Source organism: Chryseobacterium sp. S0630 (genome assembly GCF_024158915.1).
Lineage (GTDB): Bacteria > Bacteroidota > Bacteroidia > Flavobacteriales > Weeksellaceae > Chryseobacterium.
Window position 1 is genome coordinate 1 of the sequence record NZ_JAMZGF010000023.1, and the last position, 25,164, is coordinate 25,164.

Sequence of the window (25,164 nt, forward strand, 5' to 3'; positions counted from 1 at the left end):
GGGTTCTTAGCTCAGTTGGTTCAGAGCATCTGGTTTACACCCAGAGGGTCGGGGGTTCGAATCCCTCAGGACCCACAGAAAAGGAAACGAAACCTTTCAAAAAAATTCGGGTTCTTAGCTCAGTTGGTTCAGAGCATCTGGTTTACACCCAGAGGGTCGGGGGTTCGAATCCCTCAGGACCCACAAAAAATCTCTCAGATTTCTGGGAGATTTTTTTATTTTATTCTTACCACTTTCCCCGGTATCTAAAAATTAATTTACGCTTTTTCATCAGTATCAAATAAATAATAGATATTACACGTCAAGTTCTGGCGTTGGCAAGGATTAGCTTTGCTTTAGTAACATTAAAACAAAATATTAATTACTAAAACACAGCTTATGAAAAAACAATTTGATGATGAGTGGAGTGATGACCTCTCTGAATTCAAGGTCATTTCCCAGGAAGATCTCAAAAATGGATTTATGGGCGACAAAAACGCTTTGGGTGATTATATAGTCAACAAAGATAGCTCTCCTGATTACAGAAGCCCATTCCATGATTACAGAAACACTCCATTAGGCTATTCTTATCTGACTGATAATCCGGTATCAATATTTTCTTCAACAGGAGTTAATACCAAAGGAGAAAAAGGATATGAGTATTACGCAGAAGTTCTGCCCTGTGAAACAGGTTCACAGGTATATGGAAGCTATCAGGCTAATGCCAGAAAGAAACAGGCTTTATTTCTGTTCTATGAGAAACCTAATCCTGACAAATCAAACTTTTCTGGTGACTTTTATATTGCCAAAATGGGAGATTACTTTGTACAACTCTTCAAGAGATTTCCAGAACCATTGCCCTCCAATATAAATGGTCAGTTCTTCAGGAATATCACCTCCATGGAAGATGAAGCTGCCTATCTGACACAGTTGGCTTATACTTTTGAGAAAGATAAAATAGATGCTAATCTTGTTCATCAGGCATTAATGAGAGAATATCAGTTTTACACAGGAGATAGGAGGTTTGAAGAGATTATAGGAAATATTTCATCTATTCCTGCTGATGCAATTGGCTGGTGTGCTGAAAAGTTAGAAGCCTTTAAGCCTACAGAGAAAAATTACAATCCTAAGGCTAAAGATTATTCTCCATTAATTCCTATTATAGGAGGTGTTGCAGTTCCTGTTACTATAAATAAAGCAGCACAGTTCTTTGAGAATCTGGGGGACAATCCTTTTGTTCAGGGAGCTGAAGTTGTTTTTTCAAAGATCTGGTCAATGATAAAACAGGCTGCAAACAAAGTTAAAAAAGCGTCTATAGACCACCTTCCTGATACTTTTAAAAAGCTGATTAATAAGATTACAGGAGTCATTAATGATATTAAATCCTTTCTGACCAATATAACAGATGATCTTAGTGACATGATAAAACAGGGGGTAGAGATTCTTAAAATAGCCAATGCTTTTTATTGTGGTATTAATAATGGACTTATCAGCCTTATACAATGTTTGCTGTATATTTTAGAGTTTCTTTTACAGCCTACAACCGCTTTCTCCTATCAGCAGTATCTTGAAAGAAGAGACTTGATGGAAAAAGCTGAGGATGTATTGGATTGGGTAACAGAGAATGTTCCTAAGTTCTTACAGGGAATTAAAGACCTATTCAAAGCCAGTGGAAGCATTTCTCAATCTGATATGGAAGGAATACTGGATAAGATGAAAGAGTATTTTGGTGATGTTTCAAGATATACAGTAGCTTTTTATGTAGGCATTTTTGCTTTTGAACTACTAATTAATATTCTGCTACTTATTTTTACAGAGGGTGCAGGGAATGTGGTAAAAGGAGTTACTTATGTCCAGAAAGCAGCAAGTCTATTAAAGGTTCTGGCAAGAGAAACTGTTTCTGTGGCAACACTTGGAATTACAGATTTACTGGCATTTCTTTCAAGATTTATTATTAGATTTGGAAAGGCTTGTGCTAAAGGGTTTAAAGGCTTTATCAGGTTCATTGAAGAATTATTACAAGGTGCTAAGAATGGTACTAAAGCTGAGGATTTAGCCATGACAGCAGAGGAGATTGAAGAAATTGTATTACAAGGAAAAAAAGCTCAAAGCATTTTCAATATTCTTGCTAATGCCAGAATAGGTTTTAAGAAGCTTGGTATTGAGATTCTGGCTAAAGCAGATGGTTATCTATTGAAATGGAAGGAAAAACCTATTTTCAAAGGAGATTTTAAAGAGGTTAATGCTTTCTGGAATAAAGTCCTAAAACCCAGAATAGGAGCTGGAACAGGAGGAATTTTAAAGTATCTTGAAATTCTTTCCAGAAATATGGTTGCTCAGGAGCATAGCATGTCTTGTGCTGCTGCATGTATTAGGCAATTAGCTAAGGATCATGGAATAGAACTCACTGAAAAGGTTATTAGAGAATTTGCTAGAACCACTAAAGAAATGGGAACATTTCCTGATGGAATTTTAGATGCGTTGAGAAGTATATTTAAGGATAAAGAGATTCTTGACAGAACTTTTATCAGAAATCCAGATAATTTAATGCCATTAATCTTAGAAGATATTTCAAAAGAAGGGTCATGGATAGGTATAGTCTTACCTGAAAATGGCAACTATCATGTGGTAATTGTTGATAAAATTGTTGATGGAAAAGTTTTTGTTAGAGATCCTTGGCCTCCTGAAGGAATAGGAAAAGGAAAAGGAGTTGAAGCAGTGATTGGATTGGATGAATTTGCTGATTCTTGGTTACGAGGTGGGGCTTCTAGCTATCATGTGAAATAATTAAAATTATATATAATGAACATTAAAGAAATTATAAATACACTTTCTGAAGAGGGCTATAATCCTTATTTACAAGAAAGATTGGGAATCATTTTTAATAGTATTGATGATAATAAAGGAAATCCTAAAGTAAATTCTATATCACAAATTAGAATTGAAAAAGAAAAAATCATTATACAATACCCTTTAGGCCAAATTCCTGTTGAAAAAGAATTTAAAACCATAGAAGAACTCATGAAGTTTATAAGACACCTTTTTCCTTTGGACTAATAAATAACTTAATATTTCTAAATAGAACCGTTCATGAATTATAGTAATGAATGGTTTTGTATTTTATAAGTATACTTTGCAATCATCAACATCTAAAAATCTGCCCTAAGCAATTTATAAAGCATCTCCTCCACTTTTCCTTATATTTATCTACCTTTGCCTGCATTTGAATTTCGCTTGCAGTGAATGAACTCCATCTCATATCATTTAATTATCCCTACCCACCTTCTTACGGTGGCATTATTGATGTGTATTATAAGATTAAAGTCTTATCTGATCTGGGAATAAAGATTCACCTTCACTGTTTTGTAGATCAGATTCCACATAAGGTTGATCCGGAAGTCGAAGAGATCACGGAAAATGTGTTTTTTTATCAAAAGAAAAAGAATCCACTCCTCTATTTTTCAGGAACACCTTTTGCGGCTGCCATCAGAGATTCTGAAGCTCTACTTAAAAATCTGGAAGAGAACAAGGCTCCGATCTTGTTCGAAGGCTTACAGACAACGCATATTATACAGTTTCTGAGAGACAATGACCACAAACTCTACCTCCGTTACCACAATAACGAATCAGAGTATTATAAAGGTCTCTCTGTGTCTGAGAAGAATCTATTTAAAAAGATTATTTACAAAATTGAATCTGTGAAGTATTCCGGATATCAGAAAAAACTTTTAAAGAAATTTGAAGCTGTATTCTGCCTGTCTGAAAAGGAATACAATGAAGTAGAAACTTATTCGGGAAATGCGCATCTGATTCATATCTTCCACGGTAATACATCCGTAAAGGAATTGGATACAAAAGGAAAGTATTTTCTTTTTCATGGAGACCTCACTACCGCAGATAACAAAAGAGCATTGAATGAAACAATTAACTTATTCAAAACTCTTCCACAATATCAACTGGTTGTAGCCTCAGATCGTGCCGCTGAAGATATTAAAAGAAAGATTTCAACAATTGAAAACATCAGCCTCACTCCTATTCAAACCACAGAAAATCTTTATAACCTTCTGGAAGGTGCTCATGGCAATATTTTGATTTCTTACCAGAATTCCGGAACAAAGGTGAAGCTGTTTAATACACTCTACAACAGCCGTTTTGTCATTATCAACGGAAACATCACAGATGATCCTGTTTTGAAGAGTGTATGCCTGTTTGGATCTGATATGAACGAAATCCGCCAACAAATTATCACCTCAGCTGAAAAAGAGTATCATGATACTGAAAAGAGAAAGGAAATTTTAGAAAAAACCCATTCTGATAAAGCTAAAGCTAATGAGATGGTCAAGATTATTTTTAAAAATTAATCCTGTCCACCACTTTCTGAATATTAAATTCTTCAAGGCAAGCCCAATCGCCTCTGTAGCATTCTTTATCTCCAAAAACCGAACATGGTCTGCAGCTCAGGTCTTTCACCTGAACAACATCTTCTTCACTCTGCCCGAATCCTAAAAATCCTGCATATGGATGAGTAGCTCCCCAAATAGAAACACATCTCGTTCCTACAAGACTTGCAAGGTGCATATTGGCAGAATCCATGGATATCATCAGTTCAAGCCCGGCAATATAGTTGAGTTCTTCAGTAAGATTTAATTTTCCGGCAAGGTTTTTTGTATTAGGAATCTCTTCTTCCCATTTTTCAAGAGTTTCCGTTTCTTTTTTACCTCCACCAAAGAAATATACTGTATGTTTTTGAGCCAGAATTCTTACCAGTTCATAGGATTTCTCCAAAGGAAGCATTTTTCCTTTATGCTGAGCAAAAGGAGCAAACCCAATTCCTGATTTTTGTTCTGAAACCGGTCTTAATTGATGAGAAAGTTCAACTTTGAATCCCATTTCACGGAAAACGTCAGCGTAACGTTCCACTGTTTTTTTCAGTTGTACCTTTTCCAGATTCCAGACGTCCGTAAGATGTTCTTTTTCTTCTTTGCCTTTATTAATTTTAAAGACCTTAAGACCCTTTCTTCTATATATTCTGTCTAAAACCTTGGTTCGGATTACATCATGGAGGTTGGCAATACAATCCGGATTAAACTCACGGATCAGTTCATTGCTGAGTTTCCTCAATCCAAAAAGACCTTTGTAATCATCCAGATCAATCCCCTTAAAAGTTACATTGGAAATTCCGGCAAACAAAGCCTCAAAATTTCTCCTGGAAACCATAATAATTTCCACACCGGGGTTCTGCTCCAGAAATTCTCTGAAAACAGGTACTGTCATCGCAACATCTCCGAATGCGGAAAAACGATATGCTAAAATTCTGGTCACGGTTATGATTTCAGTTGGTAAGCAACTGCATAAAACTTGATCTGCTTTGTCATCGCCATCAGCCCGTTCGCTCTGGAAGGTGAAAGAAATTCCTGTAGTCCTATTTCTGCAATAAAATCAAAATCAGAATCCAGAATTTCCTGAGTGGAATGTCCACTGTAAATACTTACTAAAAGAGAAACGATCCCTTTTGGTAGAATACCATCAGAATCTGCATTAAAGAAAAGTTTCCCGTCTTTAAATTCAGCATCAATCCAAACTTTGCTCTGGCAGCCTTTAATCAGATTTTCTTCTGTTTTCTTATCTTCAGCCAAGCCTTTCAGTTCTTTTCCAAGATCAATGATGTATTCATACTTTTGCTCCCAATCTTCAAGAAAAGCGAATTCATCTATTATTTCCTGCTGTTTTTCTTTAATGGTCATTTTAAATCAAATTTCTTTTGCAAAGATAACCAATTTTGTAAAAATTATTTACGTGATGCTTTTTCAAAAAGTTGCAGGATTTTTGTTTCTTCATTCTCCCAGCAAAAAACATCTGCTGCCTTATTTAATTCGCTTTGATAATGCTGTCTTCCTCTCTGAAGAACAAGATTAATTGCTTTCTCAATGGTTTCAGGCTGATGATCCGGAATAATTTCTCCTACATCAAATTGATTTTTAATCCTTTGCATCTCCGGAAAATTAATCATCACAAGCGGTACTCTCGATTGGATATAGTCACAAACCTTATTCGGAAGCGAATAGTAGTAACTTACTCCGTTGTTTTCTTCAAGACTGAATCCTGCATCAGCAGTTTTGGTGATTTCCCTGAGGTTTTCCGGCTTCAGCTTACCCAGGAAAAAGACTTTATCCTGAAGCTTTTCCTGAATAACAAGTTCCTCATATTCTTTTTTCTTCGGGCCATCTCCAGCAATTTTCAGAACAGCATCTTTAATATGATGCATGGCGACGATCATTTTTTCAATTCCTCTGGATTGATTGATCGCTCCTTGATACAGAATAATTTTAGGCCGATTGTCCGGAATTTCAGGAGCAGAAAGTATCTTTCTCGGAATATTTCTGACAACTATTGGGTTTACATTGTATTTTTCATGGAACCATTCGGCATAGCTTTCACTTTCCGTCATCATAAATTTCACATGAGGAACCAAATTTCTCTCCAGCACTCTCCAGAATTTTTGCGAAAACCTGTTTTGTACAGATGGCATTTCGGTGAAAATTTCATGACTGTCAAAGACTAAAGGAATATTCAGTTTTCTGGCAATGAGATAATTTGGCAGAAGTGCATCGATGTCATTGGCATGAAGGATAGTATCTTTGTCCGCTTTTTTCTTCAGTTCTTTGTATAATTTCCAATTGAACTCAAAATAAGCGGTTTTTAAACTTTTAGATTGTAATCCTATTCTGGAAAAGGGATAAGGACGCTCCATTTTTTCATTCCCTTCCCAGTCGTTACCGATCAATTCTATAGAATATCCGTTATCAAAAAGGGTTTTGCACACCTTTTCTATCCGTTGGTCAGTATACAGATTACTAAAAGCAGAAGTAATTATTTTTTTCCTCATCAACTCTTCTTACCTAGTATTAAATGATAGATCTGAATGAAGCAGATTAATCCGTTTGGAATAATTACCGGCCAAAGCGGTCCGCTAAAAAAGCCATAAATGACAAAACAGATACAGCCAATCATATTGACAATTCTGATTTTTCTTACATCTTTCAGTATGAAACTCAATACGATAAAAAGAGAAGCAGAATAGCCGATGTATGTGGTAAGTTCAGGATTCATGGGGAAAATTTAAGGTTACAAACTTAATCATTTTCAATAAGATAATAAATTTTTTTCTGCCATAAAGTCATTAATTGATTTTTGGTAAAATATTTGTAATTTAGATAATGAATAAAAGGTAATGTTGCCTTTGTTCTAATGAGATATATTATGGATTATAAGTTTTCACAAGGTTTGAGCCAGGTGTTCAAACAAAGCAAAAGCGAAGCTAAAAGGCTGAAAAGTGAATTTCTTAATACAGAACATCTACTTTTAGGTATTATAAAAACGGAAAACTCTGCAAAAGAAATCCTTCAAAACCTTAATGCGGATTTAACACAAATCAGAAGAAAAATTGAAACTTTAAATACAGCAAGTCTTAATCCTATTTCTGAAGAGGTTACCAATATTTCTTTCACCAAGATGGCAGACCATGCCATTAAACGTGCAGAGTTAGAATGCCGTCAATATAAAAGCAATGAAATTAATACCGTTCACCTGCTTTTAGGTATTCTTTATAAATATGAAGATCCTACTTCAAATATTCTGGGAGCTTATGACATCGACTACGAAGGAGTTTCAAGAGAATACCAGACTATGCTTAAAAATTCAGGGCAGTCTCCTCAGATGAGTGCTTACGATGATGATGATGAGAGAGAAGAATTTGAGCAAATGAGAAAGCCTACAGGAAATCTAGGTTCTGCAAAAAGTAAAACGCCTACATTGGATAACTTTGGTAGAGACCTTACTTCTTTGGCAAGAGATGGAAAACTGGACCCAGTAATCGGCCGTGAAAAAGAAATTGAGAGAGTTTCTCAGATCTTATCGCGTAGAAAGAAAAACAACCCTCTTCTTATCGGAGAGCCGGGAGTTGGTAAATCTGCCATTGCTGAAGGTTTAGCACTAAGAATTCAACAGAAAAAAGTGTCGAGAGTTCTTTACGGAAAACGTGTAATCACTTTAGACCTGGCAAGTTTAGTGGCCGGAACTAAGTACCGTGGTCAGTTTGAGGAAAGAATGAAGGCCATCATGACAGAACTGGAAAAAAACAGAGATGTCATTCTATTTATTGATGAGCTTCATACGATTGTAGGAGCAGGAAGTTCTACGGGAAGTTTAGATGCTTCCAATATGTTCAAACCTGCTTTGGCAAGAGGTGAAATTCAATGCATCGGGGCAACTACCCTGGATGAGTACCGTCAGTATATTGAAAAAGACGGAGCTTTAGAAAGAAGATTCCAGAAAGTAATGGTGGAACCTACTTCTATTGATGAAACTGTTCAGATCTTGAATCAGATCAAAGATAAATATGAGGAACATCATAATGTAATCTATACTCCGGAAGCAATTCTGGCTTGTGTCAATTTGACATCGAGATATATTACAGACCGTTTCTTACCGGACAAAGCAATCGATGCAATGGACGAAGCCGGATCCCGTGTTTATATCAAAAACATGAAAGTTCCTACAGAAATCATTGATTTTGAAAAGAAAATCGAAGATATCAAAGAACTGAAACAGAAGGCTGTAAAAGCTCAGGACTACCTTGAAGCAAGAAAGCTGAAAGATGAAGAAGAACGTCTTCAGATGGAACTGAATGCTGCTCAGGAAAAATGGGACAAAGATGTAAAAGAGAAAAAAGAAACCGTAACAGAAGAAAATGTAGCGGAAGTGGTTTCTATGATGAGTGGTGTTCCGGTAACGAAAGTTGGTAAGAACGAGCTTGACAAACTGGCCCAGATGGATGAGAAACTGAACGGAAAAGTAATCGGTCAGGAAGATGCTGTGAAGAAAGTTGTTAAAGCTATTCAAAGAAACAGAGCAGGTCTTAAAGATCCTAACCGCCCTATCGGTACCTTTATTTTCCTTGGAACAACCGGGGTTGGTAAAACCGAATTGGCGAAGGTAATGGCAAGAGAGCTATTCGAATCCGATGAATCTCTGATCAGAATTGACATGAGTGAATACATGGAGAAATTTGCGGTTTCAAGATTGGTTGGTGCGCCTCCGGGATACGTAGGATACGAAGAAGGTGGTCAGCTGACAGAAGCGGTAAGAAGAAAGCCTTATGCAGTAGTTCTTTTGGATGAGATTGAAAAAGCTCACCCGGATGTATTCAATATTCTGTTGCAGATTTTGGATGAAGGACACGTTACAGACAGCTTAGGAAGAAAAATTGATTTTAGAAATACCATCATTATTCTTACTTCAAACATCGGAACAAGAGATCTTAAAGACTTTGGAGACGGTGTAGGATTCGGAACTTCTGCGAAGAAAACAACTTCAGACTCAAGAGCGAGAAGTACGATTGAAAATGCCCTTAAAAAAGCATTTGCTCCGGAATTCTTAAACAGAATTGATGATATTGTGATCTTCAACTCTCTTGTACAGGATGATATCAAGAAAATTATTGATATTGAACTGAACAAACTTTATGGCAGACTTGAAAAACTAGGATATAAAGTAGATCTTACTGAAGAAGCGAAAGACTTTATTTCTGAAAAAGGATGGGATAAAGATTTTGGAGCAAGACCATTGAAACGTGCGATCCAGAAGTATATTGAAGACTTATTGGCAGAAATGCTGGTAAACAAGCAATTGAACGAAGGAGAAACCGTAGTTCTTGACCTTAATGAAGCAAAAGACGGATTAATCGGGAAAACACAGAAAGCTAAGAAATCAGCTGAAAAGTCTTCTCAATCTTAATTAAATAAGAAATTTAATTTCAAATAAAAAATCCCCGGGAAATTTCCTGGGGATTTTTGTTTTTATACGTTTTGGCGAAAGCCCTTTCCTATTGATAAATTAAATATTAAAGTCCTACCACAAAACCAATATTCGGGATCAGACCGCTGGAAAATACACTGGAATTCTGCTTCCAAAGCACGTTGTACATTAACCCCAGCTGCATAAAGGAATTATTCCCAATTCTCTGCATATAACCTCCTCCAAGGTACAGAGCATTTTCTTCTGTATTGTATTTATAATCGTAGTATTTATCCTTGTAATCCACAAAATAATGCTGGTAGTTGGCCCCCACATAAAATGATCTTGCAAAATAATAATTGACAAAAGGCCCTACTCCAAACATGGTAGATTTATAATAATCAGAAGTCTGCCACGAAACACTTCCTATTACCCCGCCTTCAAAATCATTAGTAAACCTGTAGCCTACTCTTGGTGATGCAGACAGATTAAAGGCGCTGTTACTTCCAAATCCTAATCCAATGCCTCCTCCAAAAGTCCACTTATTGTTTTCCTGTACGGGTGCTCCTACTGAAATTTGGGAAAAAACTGATCCTGAAAATACCAGCATCATAGAAATAATAAACTTTTTCATATATTATATTTTTGGTCTTACAATTATATTCTCATCTGTTTCCATCTGCAGAGAGGTTGATAAAAAGACGACATAAAGCTCTATCGTTTTTATCAATGTTTAAAATTATGGTTTTTTTACGAATTTATTTAGTTGTATTTTTGCCGCATCAAACTAAGAACTCCCGTTAAGAGTTTCGTAAAATTGAAATACAATGAAAATAGTAGTAGGCCTCTCCGGAGGTGTAGATTCTAGTGTTACAGCATATTTGCTGCAGCAGCAAGGCCATGAGGTAGTGGCTTTATTTATGAGAAACTGGAACGATGCTTCCGTCACTCTTGAAGATGAATGTCCCTGGATTGAGGACAGTAATGATGCCCTTATGGTGGCACAAAAGCTTGGAATTCCTTTCCAGGTGATAGACATGAGTGAGCTTTACAAAGAACGTATTGTTGACTATATGTTTGCCGAATATGAAAAAGGCAGAACTCCCAACCCTGATGTATTGTGTAACAGAGAAGTAAAATTCGATGTGTTTATGAAGACTGCCATGTCTTTAGGTGCAGATAAAGTTGCTACAGGACATTATGCAAGGGTAAATTCTACTTTTGATGAAAACGGTAAAGAAATTTTCCATCTTCTGGCAGGAAAAGACAATAATAAAGATCAGTCTTACTTCCTTTGTCAGCTAAGTCAGGATCAGCTTTCAAAAGCTTTATTTCCTATCGGAGAACTTACAAAACCTCAGGTAAGAGAAATTGCAAAAGAAATCGGGCTGGTAACAGCAGATAAAAAAGATTCTCAGGGGTTATGTTTTATCGGAAAAGTAAGCCTTCCACAGTTTTTACAGCAGCAATTGAAACCTAATGAAGGTGAAATTGTAGAAATTTTCAAAGATTCTCCTTTATTTTCGGAAGAAAAACCTGAATTCTCCTCCAAAGAAGAGGAACTTGAGTTTTTATCACGAAAAATTAATTATAAAAAATCTGACGGAAAAGTAATCGGGAAACATCAGGGAGCCCAGTTTTTCACGATCGGACAAAGTAAAGGCCTTGGGATAGGCGGCCATAAAGAAAGCTGTTTTATCATCTCCAGAGATATGGAAAACAACATCCTTTTCGTAGGAGAAGGAAGCCATTTCCCGGGACTTCATAAAAAAGCGCTGAAAATTGATAATTCTGAGCTGCACTGGGTGCGTGAGGATTTGAAACTTCAAAACGGAGGATCTATGGAAGTAATGGCAAGATTCAGATACAGACAACCTTTGCAGAAAGCAACCCTGTATCAGTTTGAAGATGCTTTTTATATTGAATTTGATGAGCTTCAGTCTGCTATTGCCGAAGGACAGTTTGCTTCATGGTATATTGATGAGGAACTGATCGGTAGCGGTGTGATTTCGTAAGAGTTTTGGGCTACGGGATTCGGGTCATTGAGATTGTTTTTTAAAGAAAAATATTTTTTTTAAATTTTTCTGTAACGTTTTTTAAGTTATCATACTTACTGAGTAAATAACAATAAAAAATACTACTATGAAAACATCTACAAAAAACCAGTATGCTTATGTAAACAATATTCTGATTGCAGTGGTATCATCTGTTTTCGGTTATAATCTTTATCAGGCCATTGTACATCCGGAAAACTCCAATATCGCGATCAGTCTTATTTTGGTAGTCCTGACTTCCGTTATGGTTCGAAAATATGGCTATCAACCCGTAAAAGAAAAAAAGAAAGATATTTAATATCAACCACACATGATAAAGCCCGGAACATTTTTGTTTCGGGTTTGTTTTTAATAATAGATTTTACCTTATCTTTTCATTTACATGACTTGAGATAAAAATCAATGTAACAATACATTCTGCTATTAAGATCATAACAAGAAATCCAACAGGTTTTCCCAACATGAGACCTCTGATAAGCTTGATAATTCCCAACAAGAAAATTAATCCCACAAAATAAAATGTCGTTCCCGAAATGGTTTCTTTCAAAGAATTTAGCATGAAAAGCGAAACATAAAATCCAAGAACCAGGATGAGATAGAACCTCAGAAAGTCCGGACCTTTAAGAATAATCGGATTAAATGTCTGTGGTACTGCCATAAGCCATACAAGGCTAATCACAACCAGCAGTGAATGAATGATGAGTTTTTTCATAATGATTAGTTTTATTATCCTCCACAGCCACCGCAGCCCCCACAACCACCGCAGCCGCCTCCACAACCGCCTCCGCCGCTGCAGCTTGATCCGCCACAACTTCCTCCGTCATTGTTTTGCTTATCTTTTCTGTTAGGGTCAGAAACCTCCTGATCTCCTATAATTGAAACAATTGTTCCCAGAATGAAAATAATCCCAAATACAACTCCAGTAACCATTAACCCTGAAAAGTTATCTCCTTCTGTACACGAAAATAAAAGCAGTAACACAAATATGGGAGCAAAGAAGGCCATTTTTCTCAGCCAGGATTGTACTTTTGATTTTTTCTTACTCTCTCTCCAGATTTCTTCAGGTGCTTCCTGCTGGAAAATCTGCCGATAACTTGTTAAAGTATCTTCAAACCAGTTCTGATGTTTTTCTTTTTCCGCATAACCACCTTTGGATGGATGATGATGAAGTGGTTTTTTTAAAATATGCGGACAGAATTCTTCCCAATAATTCTGGGTATAGATAAGATGCATATGCCAAACCTTATCAACTATCTTACTGGGAGAAGCTCCATTGGGAAGTGTACAACAGAGATAAACAAACTTTTTGTATTCTTCAATTGCTTTTCGTGTGAAATCAAGACTCCAGCGTTCTTCTTTGGCCAGCTTTTTTGAAAAAGGGAAATCAACTCCCGGAGCATCCAGAGAGAATGTCTGTATACGGCTCCAAAGAGATTCGTCTTTTATTACCATTTTTGTTTCCATTGTTTTGATTTTTGTTTTTCTATTCAAATATCAATGGATTATACAATATAAAAGTCTTTCAAAAATCTTTTTTGGTTTGATAAAAATCTTAAATTAGTCTTATAAATAAACACCATGAAAAAGGAAGATATTCTGCATCTTGAGAAACTGATGAATTTTTTAAGCAGGCAATTTTTAAAGAAAAACCATTGGGAAGACGTTACCAAAACCGAATGGTCTTATATAAGTGCCGAACTGAATGATCTGATTATCAATGAACATAATGAAAAGGAGATCAAAAAAGAACCAGATCTTCTGGGAACGAATTATCTGTATGAACATCTGATTATTAATAAACTAAAGAAATTCAAACAGAATGAAAATGCAGTTTTAAGCAGGCCCAATCTAGCTAAACTGAGCCTAATTGTCAAAGTTTTGGGGTATTCCAATTACATAGATTTTATTAACTCCAATACGGAAGCATTCAATTTCAATGATCTGAGGATTGATATGAATAATGTTAATCTGAACACCGCTCTTTTAGACCGTTTAATAGGCTGTTGGTATTCTTATAACAGAAATCTACCCGACAATCCTTTGATGGCAAAAGAAGACCGCATATGGCGTTCTGCCATGGAAATTTACAAGTCTGAAACCACCGGAGAATTTTTTATTGAAAGAAGCGGTGGTGATCATCACAAATATTTTGGAAAAGTAACCGCTTATTCTGATTATGTTTTCATCATCATGAACAGCAATACATTTATTCGTCAGAGGCATTTCATTTCAAGGATAAAGGATATTAAAGAAAAACTTAAAAACCCGGACTATAAACTCCACGAAATCCACTTCATAAGCACCTGTATCAGTTTCAACCAGGAACCGATTGCTTTGTTTGAAATTTTCAGAAAAGCGGACAGAAGAAACTTTATTTCTGATTCTATAAGTTTTCCGATTGACAGTGATGAGATCCCGGAATCAATTGTTAAACAACTTGAAGACACAGAATCTAACAGAATTGATTACAGATAGTTAAAAAAGATAAAAATTGTCGGATAAAAAGACAACTCAACCATAAACATCATCATCAATCTACATATCACGACCCCGGAATAAAACTGTTTCGGGGTTTATTGTAATTCTCCTATGCCTAGAATACATTTAGCTCCTAAAAATCAATTCATTACCGCAATAATTCTCTAACTTAATGGTTCTAAATATGAACCCTTCAATCGTCTTGCTATGGAATATTATGAATTGTATGAAGTTTTGAAAAATCATTTTGATTCCGGAAAAGGCAGGGTTGAAATTAAAGAATTGAATGTAACCATTGAATCAATTTCATTTGAATCTAAGGTTTGCGACCTGCTTTACGGTTCAGAAAATCAACATTGCAACAAACATCAGCAAACCCTTGAAATCAACAAAACTGGCTATCTCTTTTACAACCAGCCCGCTGTAGACATCAAAGATTTTGATATTGAATGCAATAAAAAGTTTGAATATCATATCCTGAAGAGAGCAGATATAGAAACAGCTAAAGGAGTTATCCTTTTCTTTCATGGCCTGAATGAAAAGAAATGGGATAAGTATCTTCCTTGGGCCTATGAACTGGCCCAACGAACACAAAAAGCCATCATATTATTTCCTATTGCTTTTCATATGGATCGTGCAGAACCTATCTGGAGTGACCGCCATCACATGATGGAAGTGGTCAATTTCAGAAAGAAAAAGTATCCGGAAAACATGAATTACTCTTATGTGAATGCTGCAATAAGTTCCAGACTGGAAGCTCATCCTCAAAGAATTTTCTGGTCCGGGCTGCAGACCTATTCTGATATTACGGAAGTGGTAAAAAGTATTAAAAATGGTCATCTTAAAAGTATTTCTCCGGATGCAAAACTGGATTTATTTGGATATTCTATAGGATCATTTCTTTCTCTGATTATCAAAATGGCAGATCCCCATCATTATTTTACCCAATCAAAAGTGTTTTGTTTTTGTGGAGGAATGACGATCGACAGGATGTTTCCTATATCCAAATATATCATGGATACTCAGGCAACCGTTAAAATGCAGTCTGTTTTTACGGAATTGCTGAGCTCTGATTTTAAATCAGATTCCCGTCTGAAACATTATCAGAATGAAGCATTGCATCCACAGGAAAGTTGGTTCAAAAAAATGCTTCGCTACAATTATTTTCAGAAGGAAAGAGAGGAAAGAATTCATGAAATCCAATCTCAGATCAAAGCCTTTGTTTTGGAAAAAGACAGTGTTGCCCCTCCGATAGAAGCTTTAAATACATTGAAGGGCGGCTACAGGAATATCAATGTAGACATTGAAATCAAGGATTTCCCGTTTGAATACTCTCATATGGTGCCATTTCCGCTTACCCATAAGCATTCAAAAGAGGTCACAGGAGCTTTTCACCAGTTTGTACAATCCGCCAGTAATTTTTATAATTCCTGATGATGCATTTTTCAGGGATAAAAAAGAGTCAGGAATAGTTTAAAAAATAATAATATAAGATCCATGGTGTTTGTTTTTTAAGTTAATCTTTATCAACTGACCAGCCAGTCTTTAAAATCTTTTACACGGTCTCTGCTTACCGTTATTTCTTCTTCCGGCTGAAATTCAAGGTCCACTTTGTAGTACGGTGAAGTATGAATATTTTTGATATAATCCGAACTGATAATAAACTGTCTGTTCACCCGGAAAAACTTTTTCGTATCCAGAACATCTTCCAGCTCATCAAGCGTAAAATCTGATGGATAGGTACGGTCTTCTGTCTGAAGATAAACGATTTTATTCTCACTGAAAAAGCAGCTTATTTCGTGGGTCTGTATAATCTTAAGGTTGTAGCCTATTTTAACCAGAACTCTGGAAAGGGTAGATTTTTCTTTTCTGATTAACTGTTTAATATCCTGAGAACCATTGGTGTCATTGGCAGGAATAAAGGATTTAAATTTCTCCACTGCTCCTTCCAGGTCTTCATCAAGGATGGGTTTTAAAAGATAATCAATGCTGTTCAGCTTAAAGGCTTTCAGGGTGTACTGATCAAATGCTGTCGTATAGATAATGAAACCTTTGGTAGGTGCTTTTTCAAAAATATCAAAAGACAGTCCGTCTCCCAAAACAATATCTGAGAAGATCAGCTGCGGATGTTCATTTTCAGAAAACCAGGCAACGCCTTCTTCTACTGATTCTATTTTGGCAACTATCTCTATTTCAGGAAAGTTATTCAACATTCTTTCTAATTTCCTTGAAGCAGGTTTTTCGTCTTCTATGATGACAGTTTTGATCATTGATCTTTAATTTTGGTTTTCAGATTATCGGGAAATAAAGTTAGATAAAAGCAGACAAATTTTAATAATCTATTCGCTTTTTCTCTTTTTTAAGTTCTTTTTCAATCATATCTCTTTCCCATTCGGAATCAAAAAGAAACAGTTTTGCAGCTTTTACAAGAATGATAAATGCCCAAATTCCAAGGATGGTATATCTGTCAAACCAATGAAAGCTAATCATCTTTTCGCCAAAAATATCATCAGGAATGATTAGAACGGCAAATAGGGCAAATATAAAAAGGCTTTTATAGAATTTTCTGATGCTGTTGGTTCTTGCGTGGGCAGTTTCGTAATTCATGATGTTCTAAGTTTTTAAGTTATCGTTTATAGTGTTTTTATTTTCTGTTTTTCATCCTTCTCCATCAGTTCTTTTATTTTTCTTTCTTCCCAGCTTTTACCAATTCCAAATACGCTAATGGCATGAAATGCAATTCCTACTCCCCATCCCAGTGCAGGCCATAAAAACCATAAATATCCGGGAGCAGTTATAATGTTCAGTATTGCTAAAAAAGGAATAATGATACAGTAAGAGGTAAGGTTTCCATAAAATTCTTTCAGGTCTTTCACTCTTCTTGAAGCTTTTCTGTAAGCAATTGTTTCTTTATCAGGTAAAATTTCCATAATGTTTTGTTTTAAAGGTTAATTTGTTTTTTTCTTGAGTCAAAGATAGATCAGAACACACCCTTCAATCAATTTTATATTACCGAATGGTAGTTTATGCTATCCGAACCGTAAAAACCTGTCATTAATAGATAAACGGGATTAATTTCTTCGTGCTTTTTCTATATTCAATATACTCATCCCCAAACTGTTCTATCAAGGCCTGTTCTTCAATTTTAATCCTATAGGCAAAGGCTAAAAACGGAGGTACAAAAGCAAAAATCAATGACAACCAGTTATTTAAATACAAACCAAGGCCAAGAGAAGTCAGCAGGGAAAAAGCATAGGAAGGATGTCTCAGGTATTTATAAAACCCTTCTTTTTTGATTTTATGATCCTGTCTGATGGTAATATCTACAGTAAAATATTTCCCCAAAGATCTGATGATCACATACCTGACAATAATCCCGATAAGAATAAAAAATTCACCCAGGTAAAGAATCCAGACACCATCAGCCATCGGAAAATGAAAATTATAAGACATGAATATTGCGCTTACAATGGAAAAAGGAATCGCCAGCCATAAGATATTCAGCGTGGATTTATCCTTGTTCTTCTGGTCTTCTTTACCGGATTTCAGCATGTTCTTGTAAAGGAATTCCGTGAGAAACCAAGCGCCCATGGAAATGTAGAATAGAATAGATAAAGTATTCATTTTTCAGAAGGTTTTTAAGATTAAACGCGATTCCTTTTAGTGATCTTTCTGTTTATCCATCAGTTCCTTGATCTTCTTATCTTCCCATTTTTTGATAAAATTAACACGGGGCAGAAAAACGGTAACCGCATGTGCTGCAAGCCCTATTCCCCAGAAAGTAGCCGTAAAAAAGTTTTTAAACTGAAAATAGCTTTCACCAGGTTTCAGGTGCATACAATTATAGACAACAATCAGAGCATTCACTGCGATATAAGCGAATAAATGTCCATAAAAACCTCTTAATCTTTCTACCTGCCTTCTTGCACGTTGATATTCAATATTGTTTTCGTCAAATCTTTCCATCACTTTATTTTTTTTGTTTGTTCATAATTTCACGAATCTTCTTTTCCTGCCAGGATTCTCCTACCCCAAACACCTGAAATGCGTGAGAAGCAACGCCTATTCCCCATCCCAGTACAGGAAACCAGAACCAGTGATTTCTGCTGCTCGTGAAAAGATTAATAAAGATTAAAAAGGCACTTACCGTACAGTAAGAAATAAGGTTCATATAAAAACTCTTAATCTCCTTTACTCTTTTTTGTGCCCGTTGGTAAGCCGCAGAATCATCTTCAGGTTTCGATGTGGAAACTTGTGGTTTAGCCATGAGCATTGGAAGTTTTACTTTAAAATGATCTTCAGATTTTTCTATGAAGACATTTCTTTCTGTAAGCAGTGAATAACGCTGTACAATATTAGCAAGACCAATTCCCGAGCTTTCTTTGATCTGTTCTCTTACCTGAAGATTGTTTTCAATACAGAGGGTATTTCCGTCTGAAAAAATTCTGATGATTAAAGGTTTTGATGACGTGGCAAAATTATGCTTGATACAGTTCTCCAACAATAGCTGCAAGGCCAGTGGAACTACATATTTCTGATAATCCTCTTTAGCAACATCAAAGGTAAAATCCACACTGTCTTCAAACCTTGTTTTCAAAAGTTCACAATAGGTTTTCGCAAATTCTATCTCGTCTTCTACTGTTACCAGTTCTTTATCTTTTTGTTCAAGTACATATCGGTAAATCTTTGACATTGAAGCGGTAAACTTTTGCGCCTGTCTTGGATTTTCATCAATCAGAGAGCTTAAAACATTTAAAGAATTAAAAAGGAAATGCGGATCCAGCTGGTTCTTTAAACTTTCAAACTGGGCATTGGCAGATTTGGCGATAAGTTTCTGTTCTACCACTTCTTTTCTGGAAGTTTTCTTCAGCTCTTCCATGAAACTTCTGGCATGAAGGAAAGCAGAAATAAGAAGCGCAATATTAATTGTAAACCAATTAGTTATATTATATTTTTCAGAGAAAAATTCCTCTGTAGTTGCTCCTTTTTGAATCAGTACAAAATTGACATAATTGCAGAAATAGACCAGCACAAAATTGACGACAATAATTGAAATAATACTGATAACCGCTCTTTTGGTTGTAGCCTCCGACCATGGGATTTTTTTATTCAGAAAACTGTTGAGCATTCCGTTTCCTCCTCCCAATACAAAAGAATAAATAAAAGAGATAAGCAGGGTATATAAAAAGTTTTCAAGATTCTTTTCTTCTGTAAAGACAAAAAAGAAAAACATGGAGACTGCAAGGGATACCCAGAATAGTACGATAAAGTTTTTCCGTTTCATGATCTGTTTTCTTGACTCAAAATTAGTTTTTATTAAAGGTATCAAAAATTAATTGTTACCGAAGGGCTTATTTTTCTTTCCGAATGGTATAAAAAAACCTCCACGAATGAAGGTTGATAGATATGAAACATAGAGAAAACTATTTTGCTTTTTCTGCCGGTAAGCTTAAGAAATAATCGGCTTCTCCTCTTCCCCAGTTAGGATCTAAAGCCGTTTTGGGCTTGTAGGTTTTAAACTTTGCCTGAGCATCTTTAAACATCTCCAATCCTTTGGTTTTGCTACCTCCATACTGCTCCGGAGTAAAATAAACATCTTCCGCTTTGATTAGTGCAATTCTCGGATTTGAAGAATCTAATTTTTCTGCAATATTCATTTCCTCAGTAGCTCTTGCCCCATCTGTCATATAACGCTGTGCAGGATTCACCATCATTCTCAGAGAATAAGACATTTTTCTCAACAGGTGAATTTCTGCATTATCCGTTCCTGCAAGATTCTGAGCCATTGAAAGATGTTTTTCAGCCTGGTCTGCGATACCATCCAACTCCTGCATTTTTCCGTCTCTCATCAGGGTTCTTCCTTTTTGGATATAAGAAAATGCTGCATAGTAAGCCGGAAGCCATTTTGTACTTTCTTTACTCCCTATTCTCTGGAAATCATTCGCCAGAGTCTGGAAATCTTCTGAGGTTTTACAGGTTTCTATTCTGGCAATTTTTTCAGACATTATTTTGTCATAATCTGCCTGTGCAAAAACAGTTAAGCTCACAAAAGCTAAAGCAAAACTTAAAAGGTATTTTTTCATGATATCAAATTTTAAAAGTGAGTTATGTTTGTTCTAAGATATGTTTTTTATAAATTATTATTGATGGCATCATCTGTTTTATCTACTCCAAAGCTTATAAATGCTCCTATGAAAACAAAAGTATTGACTGGCGGAACAATGGCAGAACTTCTTGAACCGTTGGCTGAAAAATTATAGCCATAAATATTCTTTGATCCTAAAAAATTGCTGATGCTCAATACAAATACAGGAAAGGCTTTCGCATCTTTTTTACCAATATTCGGAAGATAATTAATACTGAAATTTAATGCATTGTAATCTTTTAATCTTCCTTCATTTCGGGTATAATTGATGGCTCTTCCATTCTCAAAGGTAGAGGCAATATCATAATAAGGACGTCCTTTTGCATAAGTGTAGGATAAATTGACCCCAAGTTTCCATTCCGGAATAAATCTTTTTGCTACTGCTGAAAGAGTATGTTCTGCTGCAAAACTCGGCTGCAGGCTTACCGGATAATTCAGGAAATCTCTTTTGGAATCCAGGTAGGAGTAGCTGATCCAGTAATCGATATTTTCAAAGGTCTTTTTATTATCTCTCCAGAAAAATTCCAGTCCTTTTGCATATCCGTAGCCATCATTGTTTAAAGCAGTCTGAATCTGCTGATTTTGCTCTTTGTCCTGAGTAATATTGAATGTTTTAATCAGCTGGTCATATTTTTTATAAAATGCCTCAAAACGTAAAGTTCTGCCCTCTGAAGCTCTCTGAACCTGGAAAATATAATGCTGGGATTTCTGGAAACCAAGATTCGCAGGTCCATTGATGTATTTACTTTCCGGATTCTGATAAAAAAGTCCATAAGCTAACGAAGTGGTCCAGTCTTTTGCAAGGTGGTAGGCAATAGCAAAACGAGGTGCAATATTATTCTTTCCTAAAAATGAAGAATGTTCTGCTCTCACTCCTATTTTCGCTGACAACGCATTGCTGAAACCAAGATCAGTTTCCACGAAAGCAGAGGAGATCAAATCTTTATAATGTTTTTGTACTGCTTCAAAATTCAGGTTTTCATCGGTATTATTCAGCTCAATTCCTCCTCGTACTGCACTGATTCTGTTGATTTTTCTTTCAAGAACAGCTTTGAAGTTCAGATAATTTCCATCAGTCAGAAGCTGGCTTCTGTTGGATTCAACATCATTGGTTTCTGTGGAAAAATGAAGATCCGATCTGTTGTAGGAATAAGAACCGCCTACATTCAGGAGATATTTTCCAAATTTCTGTTTAAAAGAAAGGTTATGAAATGTATTTTTTCCGTTAAGTTTTACCAGACTGAAATCATATCCGGGTTCAAGACTTTCTGATCTCACTCCCATTTTATTGGAGTTGAACATTCCGTAATATTTGAAAAAGCCTCCTGACTTTGTTTTAAATCTGAAATTAAGATCTCCGTTAAGACCTTGGGGAGCTTCTACAAAGTCTGTGTTAAAATTAAAGACTTTCTGCATCAGACTTAAAAGAGAATATCCAGCTGTAGCACCGTAGGAATAGTTTTTATTATCTCCTAACTTCTGAAATCCTGCACTCAGAAAAATAGGAGAAACCCCAAAATTATAGGACGTTTCATCCGGAAGATCAACACTTTCCAGCATCAATGCTCCGGAAAGGGCCTGCCCATACAGTGCAGAATAACCTCCACTTGAAAAGATGTTTCCTTTAAAAAGAGAAGTATTGAACTGATCTCTTCCGGCAATCCCCGGAACAGAATTTGAAAAATAATTGTTGATAAGACTTCCGTCCATAAAGATTTTAGATTCTGTTCCTGTACCACCACGGATGAATAACCCTTCGGTTCCTCCAACTTTCTGGACTCCCGGGAGATATGTCAATGCTGAAGAAATCTGTCCGTCTGCTCCTGCTGTGGTATAAATATCTATGGGCGTAAGCAATGCTGTTGCTCTTTTTTTATCACTGGCTTCAATAGATCCTGCAGAAACTACTACTGCATCAATCTCACTGATCTGTTCTTTAAGATCAACATTCAAAGAAATATCCTGATTTTCAATAGAAACCGTCCTTTCAATATTTTCATATTTTGGATGGGTAAAGATTATGACGTGTGCCCCTTTTTCTGAAGTTTCAAATGTAAAATTCCCCTGAGCATCTGTTGTTGAACCGTCATAGGTATCTTTCAACGTAACATTTACTTCAGCGACTCCTTTGTTTTTAAAGGATACTTTTCCTGATATTTTCACCTGGGAATATCCCATGATGGAAGTGAGAAGGAGAATCAGAAACAGTATGTTTTGTCCTTTTGTTTTCATTTTTATTGTTTTCTGGGTCAAAAATAGTACGAGAAATGCCTTTCTGTAAAAAATTTATTACTGAAAGGCATTCTTTTGCTACCGAATGGTAATTAATGAATCGGAATGCAAAAATCCACGATCATCTTCCCTTCCGGATGTTCCTTAAAATTGGTGTGATAGATCTCATAGGGAAAGGTTCTTCTTGTAGAATAATGGTTCTCATTCATCCACAGGAACAAAGAAACCCAGCACTGCTCAAAGTCGGTGAGAGTAACTTCACCGCTTCCTACAATGTATTTTCCGCCTTCTAAAGTTTCTGCAAACACTTCCCCTTCCTGCTGAGTCAGTTTCTCATCCAAAAGCATGCAGGCATGAATCCTGACCTTATCAAGAGGTGTGATCTTGCAGCTGTCGTGATAAACAGAGATCATTTTAAGATTTTCCCGAGGAAACAGTTGTTTCTTTTTTGCCCAGTCTATTAAGATGTTGAAAGAAGGTTCTACATTAGCCATTCCAAGGCTCATAACAGAGGCCAGATTCATTTCCGGCATTTCTTTTACTTCGATTTTTAAATTCATTTTAGTCCAGTTTAACAGGTTTTCAATGTTGCAAATGTATTGGCTGAAAACCGTATCAACTTGTCCGTTCTTGCTTTGTACTTGTAAAATCTTGTGAAATTTTTCCGGAGCTGATCTGCGAAACTCAGTGGGGGCGAGACCGTAATATTTTTTGAATGTTTTACAGAAAACTGAATGATTGGAGAAACCAAGATCCCAATAGATCTCCTTGATCTCCATATTTTTATGAACCGCCAGATGAAGAGCACTTTTCTCTATTTTCTTTCTGATAATATAGTTCTGAAGGGTTTCTCCTGTAACCAGCTTGAAAATTCTGTGAAAATGAAAAGGGGAATAGGCACTTACCTCTGAAACTTTTTCCAGAGAAAGATCTGCATCAATATGGTTATCAATATATTGAATTGTTTTTACAATCCGTTTTTTATATTCTTCCACTTCAAAATTGTTAATTCACAAAGATATTTTTCCGGAGCGGAATTATGTTGTCTTTTATTGCTATTATCAGAAAATAGTTTTCTATTTTACCTTAAACTTCTATTTCAAAATGCTCAATAATAGGGATTATATCTTTAATTTTCTGATCTGAAGAACTAATAAAGCTATGATAATCTTCATGAATAAAAATCTCTTGGGTAAAAAACTTTTCTCCTTCAATACTACATTCATTATGCAAGATTTCAAAAGAATCCAAAGGTAACATCATTCCTGCTCCATGGGCTTTTATTACCGCTTCTTTTCTCGTCCAAAAGGTAAAAAAGGCTTTCATTTTATCACCAAAGTTCTCAATTTCCTGAAACTCATTAGCAGTCATCTGAAATTCAAAATCCTGATAATTCGTCTTAGGATCATTAAATTCCACATCTATTCCCAAAGGATATTCTGCAAAAGCACAAACAACAAGGTCCTTGGAATGCGAGATATTAAAATGCAAATGACATCCTTTCAAATAAGGTTTTTTGTTTGGAAGAGTTCCTATTTCTGGCTCAGTAATATTGTAATATGTTTTCAGTCCACCTTGTAAAAGAACTTTTCCCAATAAAGAAAGCTGAGCATCCTGCCATCTTCTGTACCTCAGGATATCTTTTTTAATTTCCTGGGAAAAAAAAGGTAGATACCTATCAAGAAGAGGCTGATGTTTTGTTTCATTGATGAATGTATACAGGATAATCATTTTTTATTTCTTTCCGGCCGACACCTATAGGATAAAGATTACTTTCTACCCACTAAAATAAGTTTTTTTTCGCCTCTTTTTAAAGAAGTTAGGCTACAGAGTAAAGTTTCTGAATTTAAGCTTAAAACAAGTCATATCACGGTTACCATTTAAGTCTTGTTTTTTAAAAAAGATTAAGATCATAAAGCCCTTTGGAAAATCTTTTTTAAATTTATCCTAAAATCACTATAAATCATTTAAAAAATGAAAGTACAAACATTAGCATTATTGGCAGGATTTGCAGTTTTAGCCGTTTCATGTGGAACAACAAAAACATATTCTGTAAATGCCAAAAGCGGAACACAGACAGGAGGAACGGCGAAGTTTACTCAAAATGGAAATGAAGTAACCATGAAGCTGGATATTACCAACCTTACTCCCGGAATCCATGCGGTACACATTCATGAAAAAGGAGATTGCTCTGCAGCAGACGGAACTTCTACAGGAGGTCACTGGAATCCTTCGAAGAATGATCATGGGAAATGGGGTGCTGAACATTTCCATATGGGAGATATAGGAAACCTGGTTGCCGATCAGAGTGGAACTGCAACATTGACTTTCAAGACAGACAAATGGTGTCTGGGATGTACTGATGAATCTAAAAACATCATCGGGAAAGGCCTTATTGTGCACGCAGCAGCGGATGACTTCCATACCCAGCCTACCGGAAATGCCGGAGGAAGAGTGGGATGTGTAGAAATTAAGTAATCC

General features: G+C 36.0%; 26 protein-coding genes and 2 tRNA genes. 11 read left to right on the plus strand and 17 right to left on the minus strand.

The window, feature by feature from the left end; all coding sequences use genetic code 11:
- From NK356_RS11955 to NK356_RS11975, 5 genes are all read left to right on the plus strand, one after another.
- A tRNA-Val gene (locus NK356_RS11955) sits at positions 1-75 on the plus strand.
- 33 nt (positions 76-108) lie between these two features.
- Positions 109-183 (plus strand) — tRNA-Val (locus tag NK356_RS11960).
- A gap of 195 nt (positions 184-378) precedes the next feature.
- Complete coding sequence (locus NK356_RS11965) at positions 379-2,766, plus strand: cysteine peptidase family C39 domain-containing protein (protein WP_253317064.1); 2,388 nt, start codon at positions 379-381, stop codon at positions 2,764-2,766.
- 15 nt (positions 2,767-2,781) lie between these two features.
- Complete coding sequence (locus NK356_RS11970) at positions 2,782-3,036, plus strand: hypothetical protein (RefSeq protein ID WP_253317065.1); 255 nt, start codon at positions 2,782-2,784, stop codon at positions 3,034-3,036.
- Between the two features lie 182 nt (positions 3,037-3,218).
- A complete protein-coding gene (locus NK356_RS11975; RefSeq protein ID WP_253317066.1) occupies positions 3,219-4,340 on the plus strand; it encodes a hypothetical protein in 1,122 nt (373 codons plus the stop codon).
- On the opposite strand, the gene NK356_RS11980 is transcribed toward NK356_RS11975, so the two are convergent.
- Genes NK356_RS11980 through NK356_RS11995 form a run of 4 tightly spaced genes read right to left on the minus strand, consistent with a single transcriptional unit; the run spans position 4,330 to position 7,089 of the window.
- Positions 4,330-5,301, minus strand: coding sequence for a glycosyltransferase family 9 protein (locus NK356_RS11980; protein WP_253317067.1), 972 nt, complete (start codon positions 5,299-5,301; stop codon positions 4,330-4,332). The genes NK356_RS11975 and NK356_RS11980 overlap by 11 nt on opposite strands.
- A gap of 2 nt (positions 5,302-5,303) precedes the next feature.
- A complete protein-coding gene (locus tag NK356_RS11985; protein WP_034694109.1) occupies positions 5,304-5,723 on the minus strand; it encodes a SufE family protein in 420 nt (139 codons plus the stop codon).
- A 44-nt stretch (positions 5,724-5,767) separates the two neighbouring features.
- The gene (locus NK356_RS11990) at positions 5,768-6,865 is read right to left on the minus strand and encodes a glycosyltransferase (RefSeq protein ID WP_253317068.1); all 1,098 of its coding nucleotides are present in this window, start codon (positions 6,863-6,865) and stop codon (positions 5,768-5,770) included.
- Complete coding sequence (locus NK356_RS11995; RefSeq protein WP_079243719.1) at positions 6,865-7,089, minus strand: uroporphyrinogen decarboxylase; 225 nt, start codon at positions 7,087-7,089, stop codon at positions 6,865-6,867. The genes NK356_RS11990 and NK356_RS11995 overlap by 1 nt, the downstream gene beginning before the upstream one ends.
- A 150-nt stretch (positions 7,090-7,239) precedes the next feature.
- On the opposite strand from NK356_RS11995, the gene NK356_RS12000 reads away from it, so the two are divergent.
- Positions 7,240-9,774 (plus strand): ATP-dependent Clp protease ATP-binding subunit, encoded by a 2,535-nt coding sequence (locus tag NK356_RS12000; protein WP_034694227.1) that lies wholly within the window; start codon positions 7,240-7,242, stop codon positions 9,772-9,774.
- 106 nt (positions 9,775-9,880) lie between these two features.
- Here NK356_RS12000 and NK356_RS12005 read toward each other — a convergent pair whose 3' ends face one another.
- Complete coding sequence (locus NK356_RS12005; protein ID WP_253317069.1) at positions 9,881-10,408, minus strand: hypothetical protein; 528 nt, start codon at positions 10,406-10,408, stop codon at positions 9,881-9,883.
- Positions 10,409-10,601: 193 nt separating this feature from the next.
- Here NK356_RS12005 and mnmA point away from each other — a divergent pair, with 193 nt between their 5' ends.
- Both mnmA and NK356_RS12015 read left to right on the plus strand, forming a co-directional pair.
- Positions 10,602-11,789 carry a tRNA 2-thiouridine(34) synthase MnmA gene (gene mnmA / locus NK356_RS12010; protein ID WP_253317070.1) on the plus strand — a complete coding sequence of 396 codons (1,188 nt, stop codon included), beginning with the start codon at positions 10,602-10,604 and terminating at the stop codon, positions 11,787-11,789.
- Between the two features lie 127 nt (positions 11,790-11,916).
- Positions 11,917-12,126 carry a hypothetical protein gene (locus NK356_RS12015; protein WP_253317071.1) on the plus strand — a complete coding sequence of 70 codons (210 nt, stop codon included), beginning with the start codon at positions 11,917-11,919 and terminating at the stop codon, positions 12,124-12,126.
- Positions 12,127-12,189: 63 nt separating this feature from the next.
- Here the strand turns inward: NK356_RS12015 and NK356_RS12020 are convergent, their stop codons facing one another.
- On the minus strand, positions 12,190-12,540 hold the full coding sequence (locus NK356_RS12020) for a hypothetical protein (protein ID WP_253317072.1): 351 nt from the start codon (positions 12,538-12,540) through the stop codon (positions 12,190-12,192).
- A 14-nt stretch (positions 12,541-12,554) separates the two neighbouring features.
- Entirely contained in the window at positions 12,555-13,292 is a 738-nt protein-coding gene (locus NK356_RS12025; protein ID WP_253317073.1) for a hypothetical protein, read from the minus strand.
- A 114-nt stretch (positions 13,293-13,406) separates the two neighbouring features.
- On the opposite strand from NK356_RS12025, the gene NK356_RS12030 reads away from it, so the two are divergent.
- Together NK356_RS12030 and NK356_RS12035 are read left to right on the plus strand one after the other, a co-directional pair.
- On the plus strand, positions 13,407-14,303 hold the full coding sequence (locus tag NK356_RS12030; RefSeq protein ID WP_253317074.1) for a hypothetical protein: 897 nt from the start codon (positions 13,407-13,409) through the stop codon (positions 14,301-14,303).
- Positions 14,304-14,513: 210 nt separating this feature from the next.
- Positions 14,514-15,740, plus strand: a complete 1,227-nt coding sequence (locus tag NK356_RS12035) for a DUF6051 family protein (RefSeq protein WP_253317075.1) — start codon at positions 14,514-14,516, stop codon at positions 15,738-15,740.
- 92 nt (positions 15,741-15,832) lie between these two features.
- On the opposite strand, the gene NK356_RS12040 is transcribed toward NK356_RS12035, so the two are convergent.
- The 10 genes from NK356_RS12040 to NK356_RS12085 form a co-directional block, all read right to left on the minus strand.
- Entirely contained in the window at positions 15,833-16,576 is a 744-nt protein-coding gene (locus tag NK356_RS12040; protein ID WP_081906405.1) for a LytTR family DNA-binding domain-containing protein, read from the minus strand.
- A gap of 61 nt (positions 16,577-16,637) precedes the next feature.
- Entirely contained in the window at positions 16,638-16,913 is a 276-nt protein-coding gene (locus NK356_RS12045; RefSeq protein ID WP_034694082.1) for a 2TM domain-containing protein, read from the minus strand.
- Between the two features lie 26 nt (positions 16,914-16,939).
- Positions 16,940-17,236 carry a 2TM domain-containing protein gene (locus tag NK356_RS12050; protein WP_034694080.1) on the minus strand — a complete coding sequence of 99 codons (297 nt, stop codon included), beginning with the start codon at positions 17,234-17,236 and terminating at the stop codon, positions 16,940-16,942.
- A gap of 124 nt (positions 17,237-17,360) precedes the next feature.
- Positions 17,361-17,930: an isoprenylcysteine carboxylmethyltransferase family protein gene (locus NK356_RS12055; protein WP_034694078.1), complete on the minus strand. Its 570-nt coding sequence runs from the start codon at positions 17,928-17,930 to the stop codon at positions 17,361-17,363.
- A 36-nt stretch (positions 17,931-17,966) separates the two neighbouring features.
- Positions 17,967-18,272 (minus strand): 2TM domain-containing protein, encoded by a 306-nt coding sequence (locus NK356_RS12060; protein ID WP_034694076.1) that lies wholly within the window; start codon positions 18,270-18,272, stop codon positions 17,967-17,969.
- Between the two features lie 4 nt (positions 18,273-18,276).
- The gene (locus tag NK356_RS12065) at positions 18,277-19,590 is read right to left on the minus strand and encodes a 2TM domain-containing protein (protein ID WP_253317076.1); all 1,314 of its coding nucleotides are present in this window, start codon (positions 19,588-19,590) and stop codon (positions 18,277-18,279) included.
- A gap of 139 nt (positions 19,591-19,729) precedes the next feature.
- Positions 19,730-20,389 carry a hypothetical protein gene (locus tag NK356_RS12070; protein ID WP_253317077.1) on the minus strand — a complete coding sequence of 220 codons (660 nt, stop codon included), beginning with the start codon at positions 20,387-20,389 and terminating at the stop codon, positions 19,730-19,732.
- 47 nt (positions 20,390-20,436) lie between these two features.
- Entirely contained in the window at positions 20,437-22,683 is a 2,247-nt protein-coding gene (locus NK356_RS12075) for a TonB-dependent receptor (RefSeq protein ID WP_253317078.1), read from the minus strand.
- A 92-nt stretch (positions 22,684-22,775) separates the two neighbouring features.
- Entirely contained in the window at positions 22,776-23,678 is a 903-nt protein-coding gene (locus tag NK356_RS24270) for an AraC family transcriptional regulator (protein WP_253317079.1), read from the minus strand.
- A 91-nt stretch (positions 23,679-23,769) separates the two neighbouring features.
- Positions 23,770-24,414: a 4'-phosphopantetheinyl transferase superfamily protein gene (locus tag NK356_RS12085; RefSeq protein ID WP_253317080.1), complete on the minus strand. Its 645-nt coding sequence runs from the start codon at positions 24,412-24,414 to the stop codon at positions 23,770-23,772.
- 243 nt (positions 24,415-24,657) lie between these two features.
- Here NK356_RS12085 and NK356_RS12090 point away from each other — a divergent pair, with 243 nt between their 5' ends.
- A complete protein-coding gene (locus NK356_RS12090; protein ID WP_034694065.1) occupies positions 24,658-25,161 on the plus strand; it encodes a superoxide dismutase family protein in 504 nt (167 codons plus the stop codon).
- Positions 25,162-25,164: the final 3 nt, after the last annotated feature.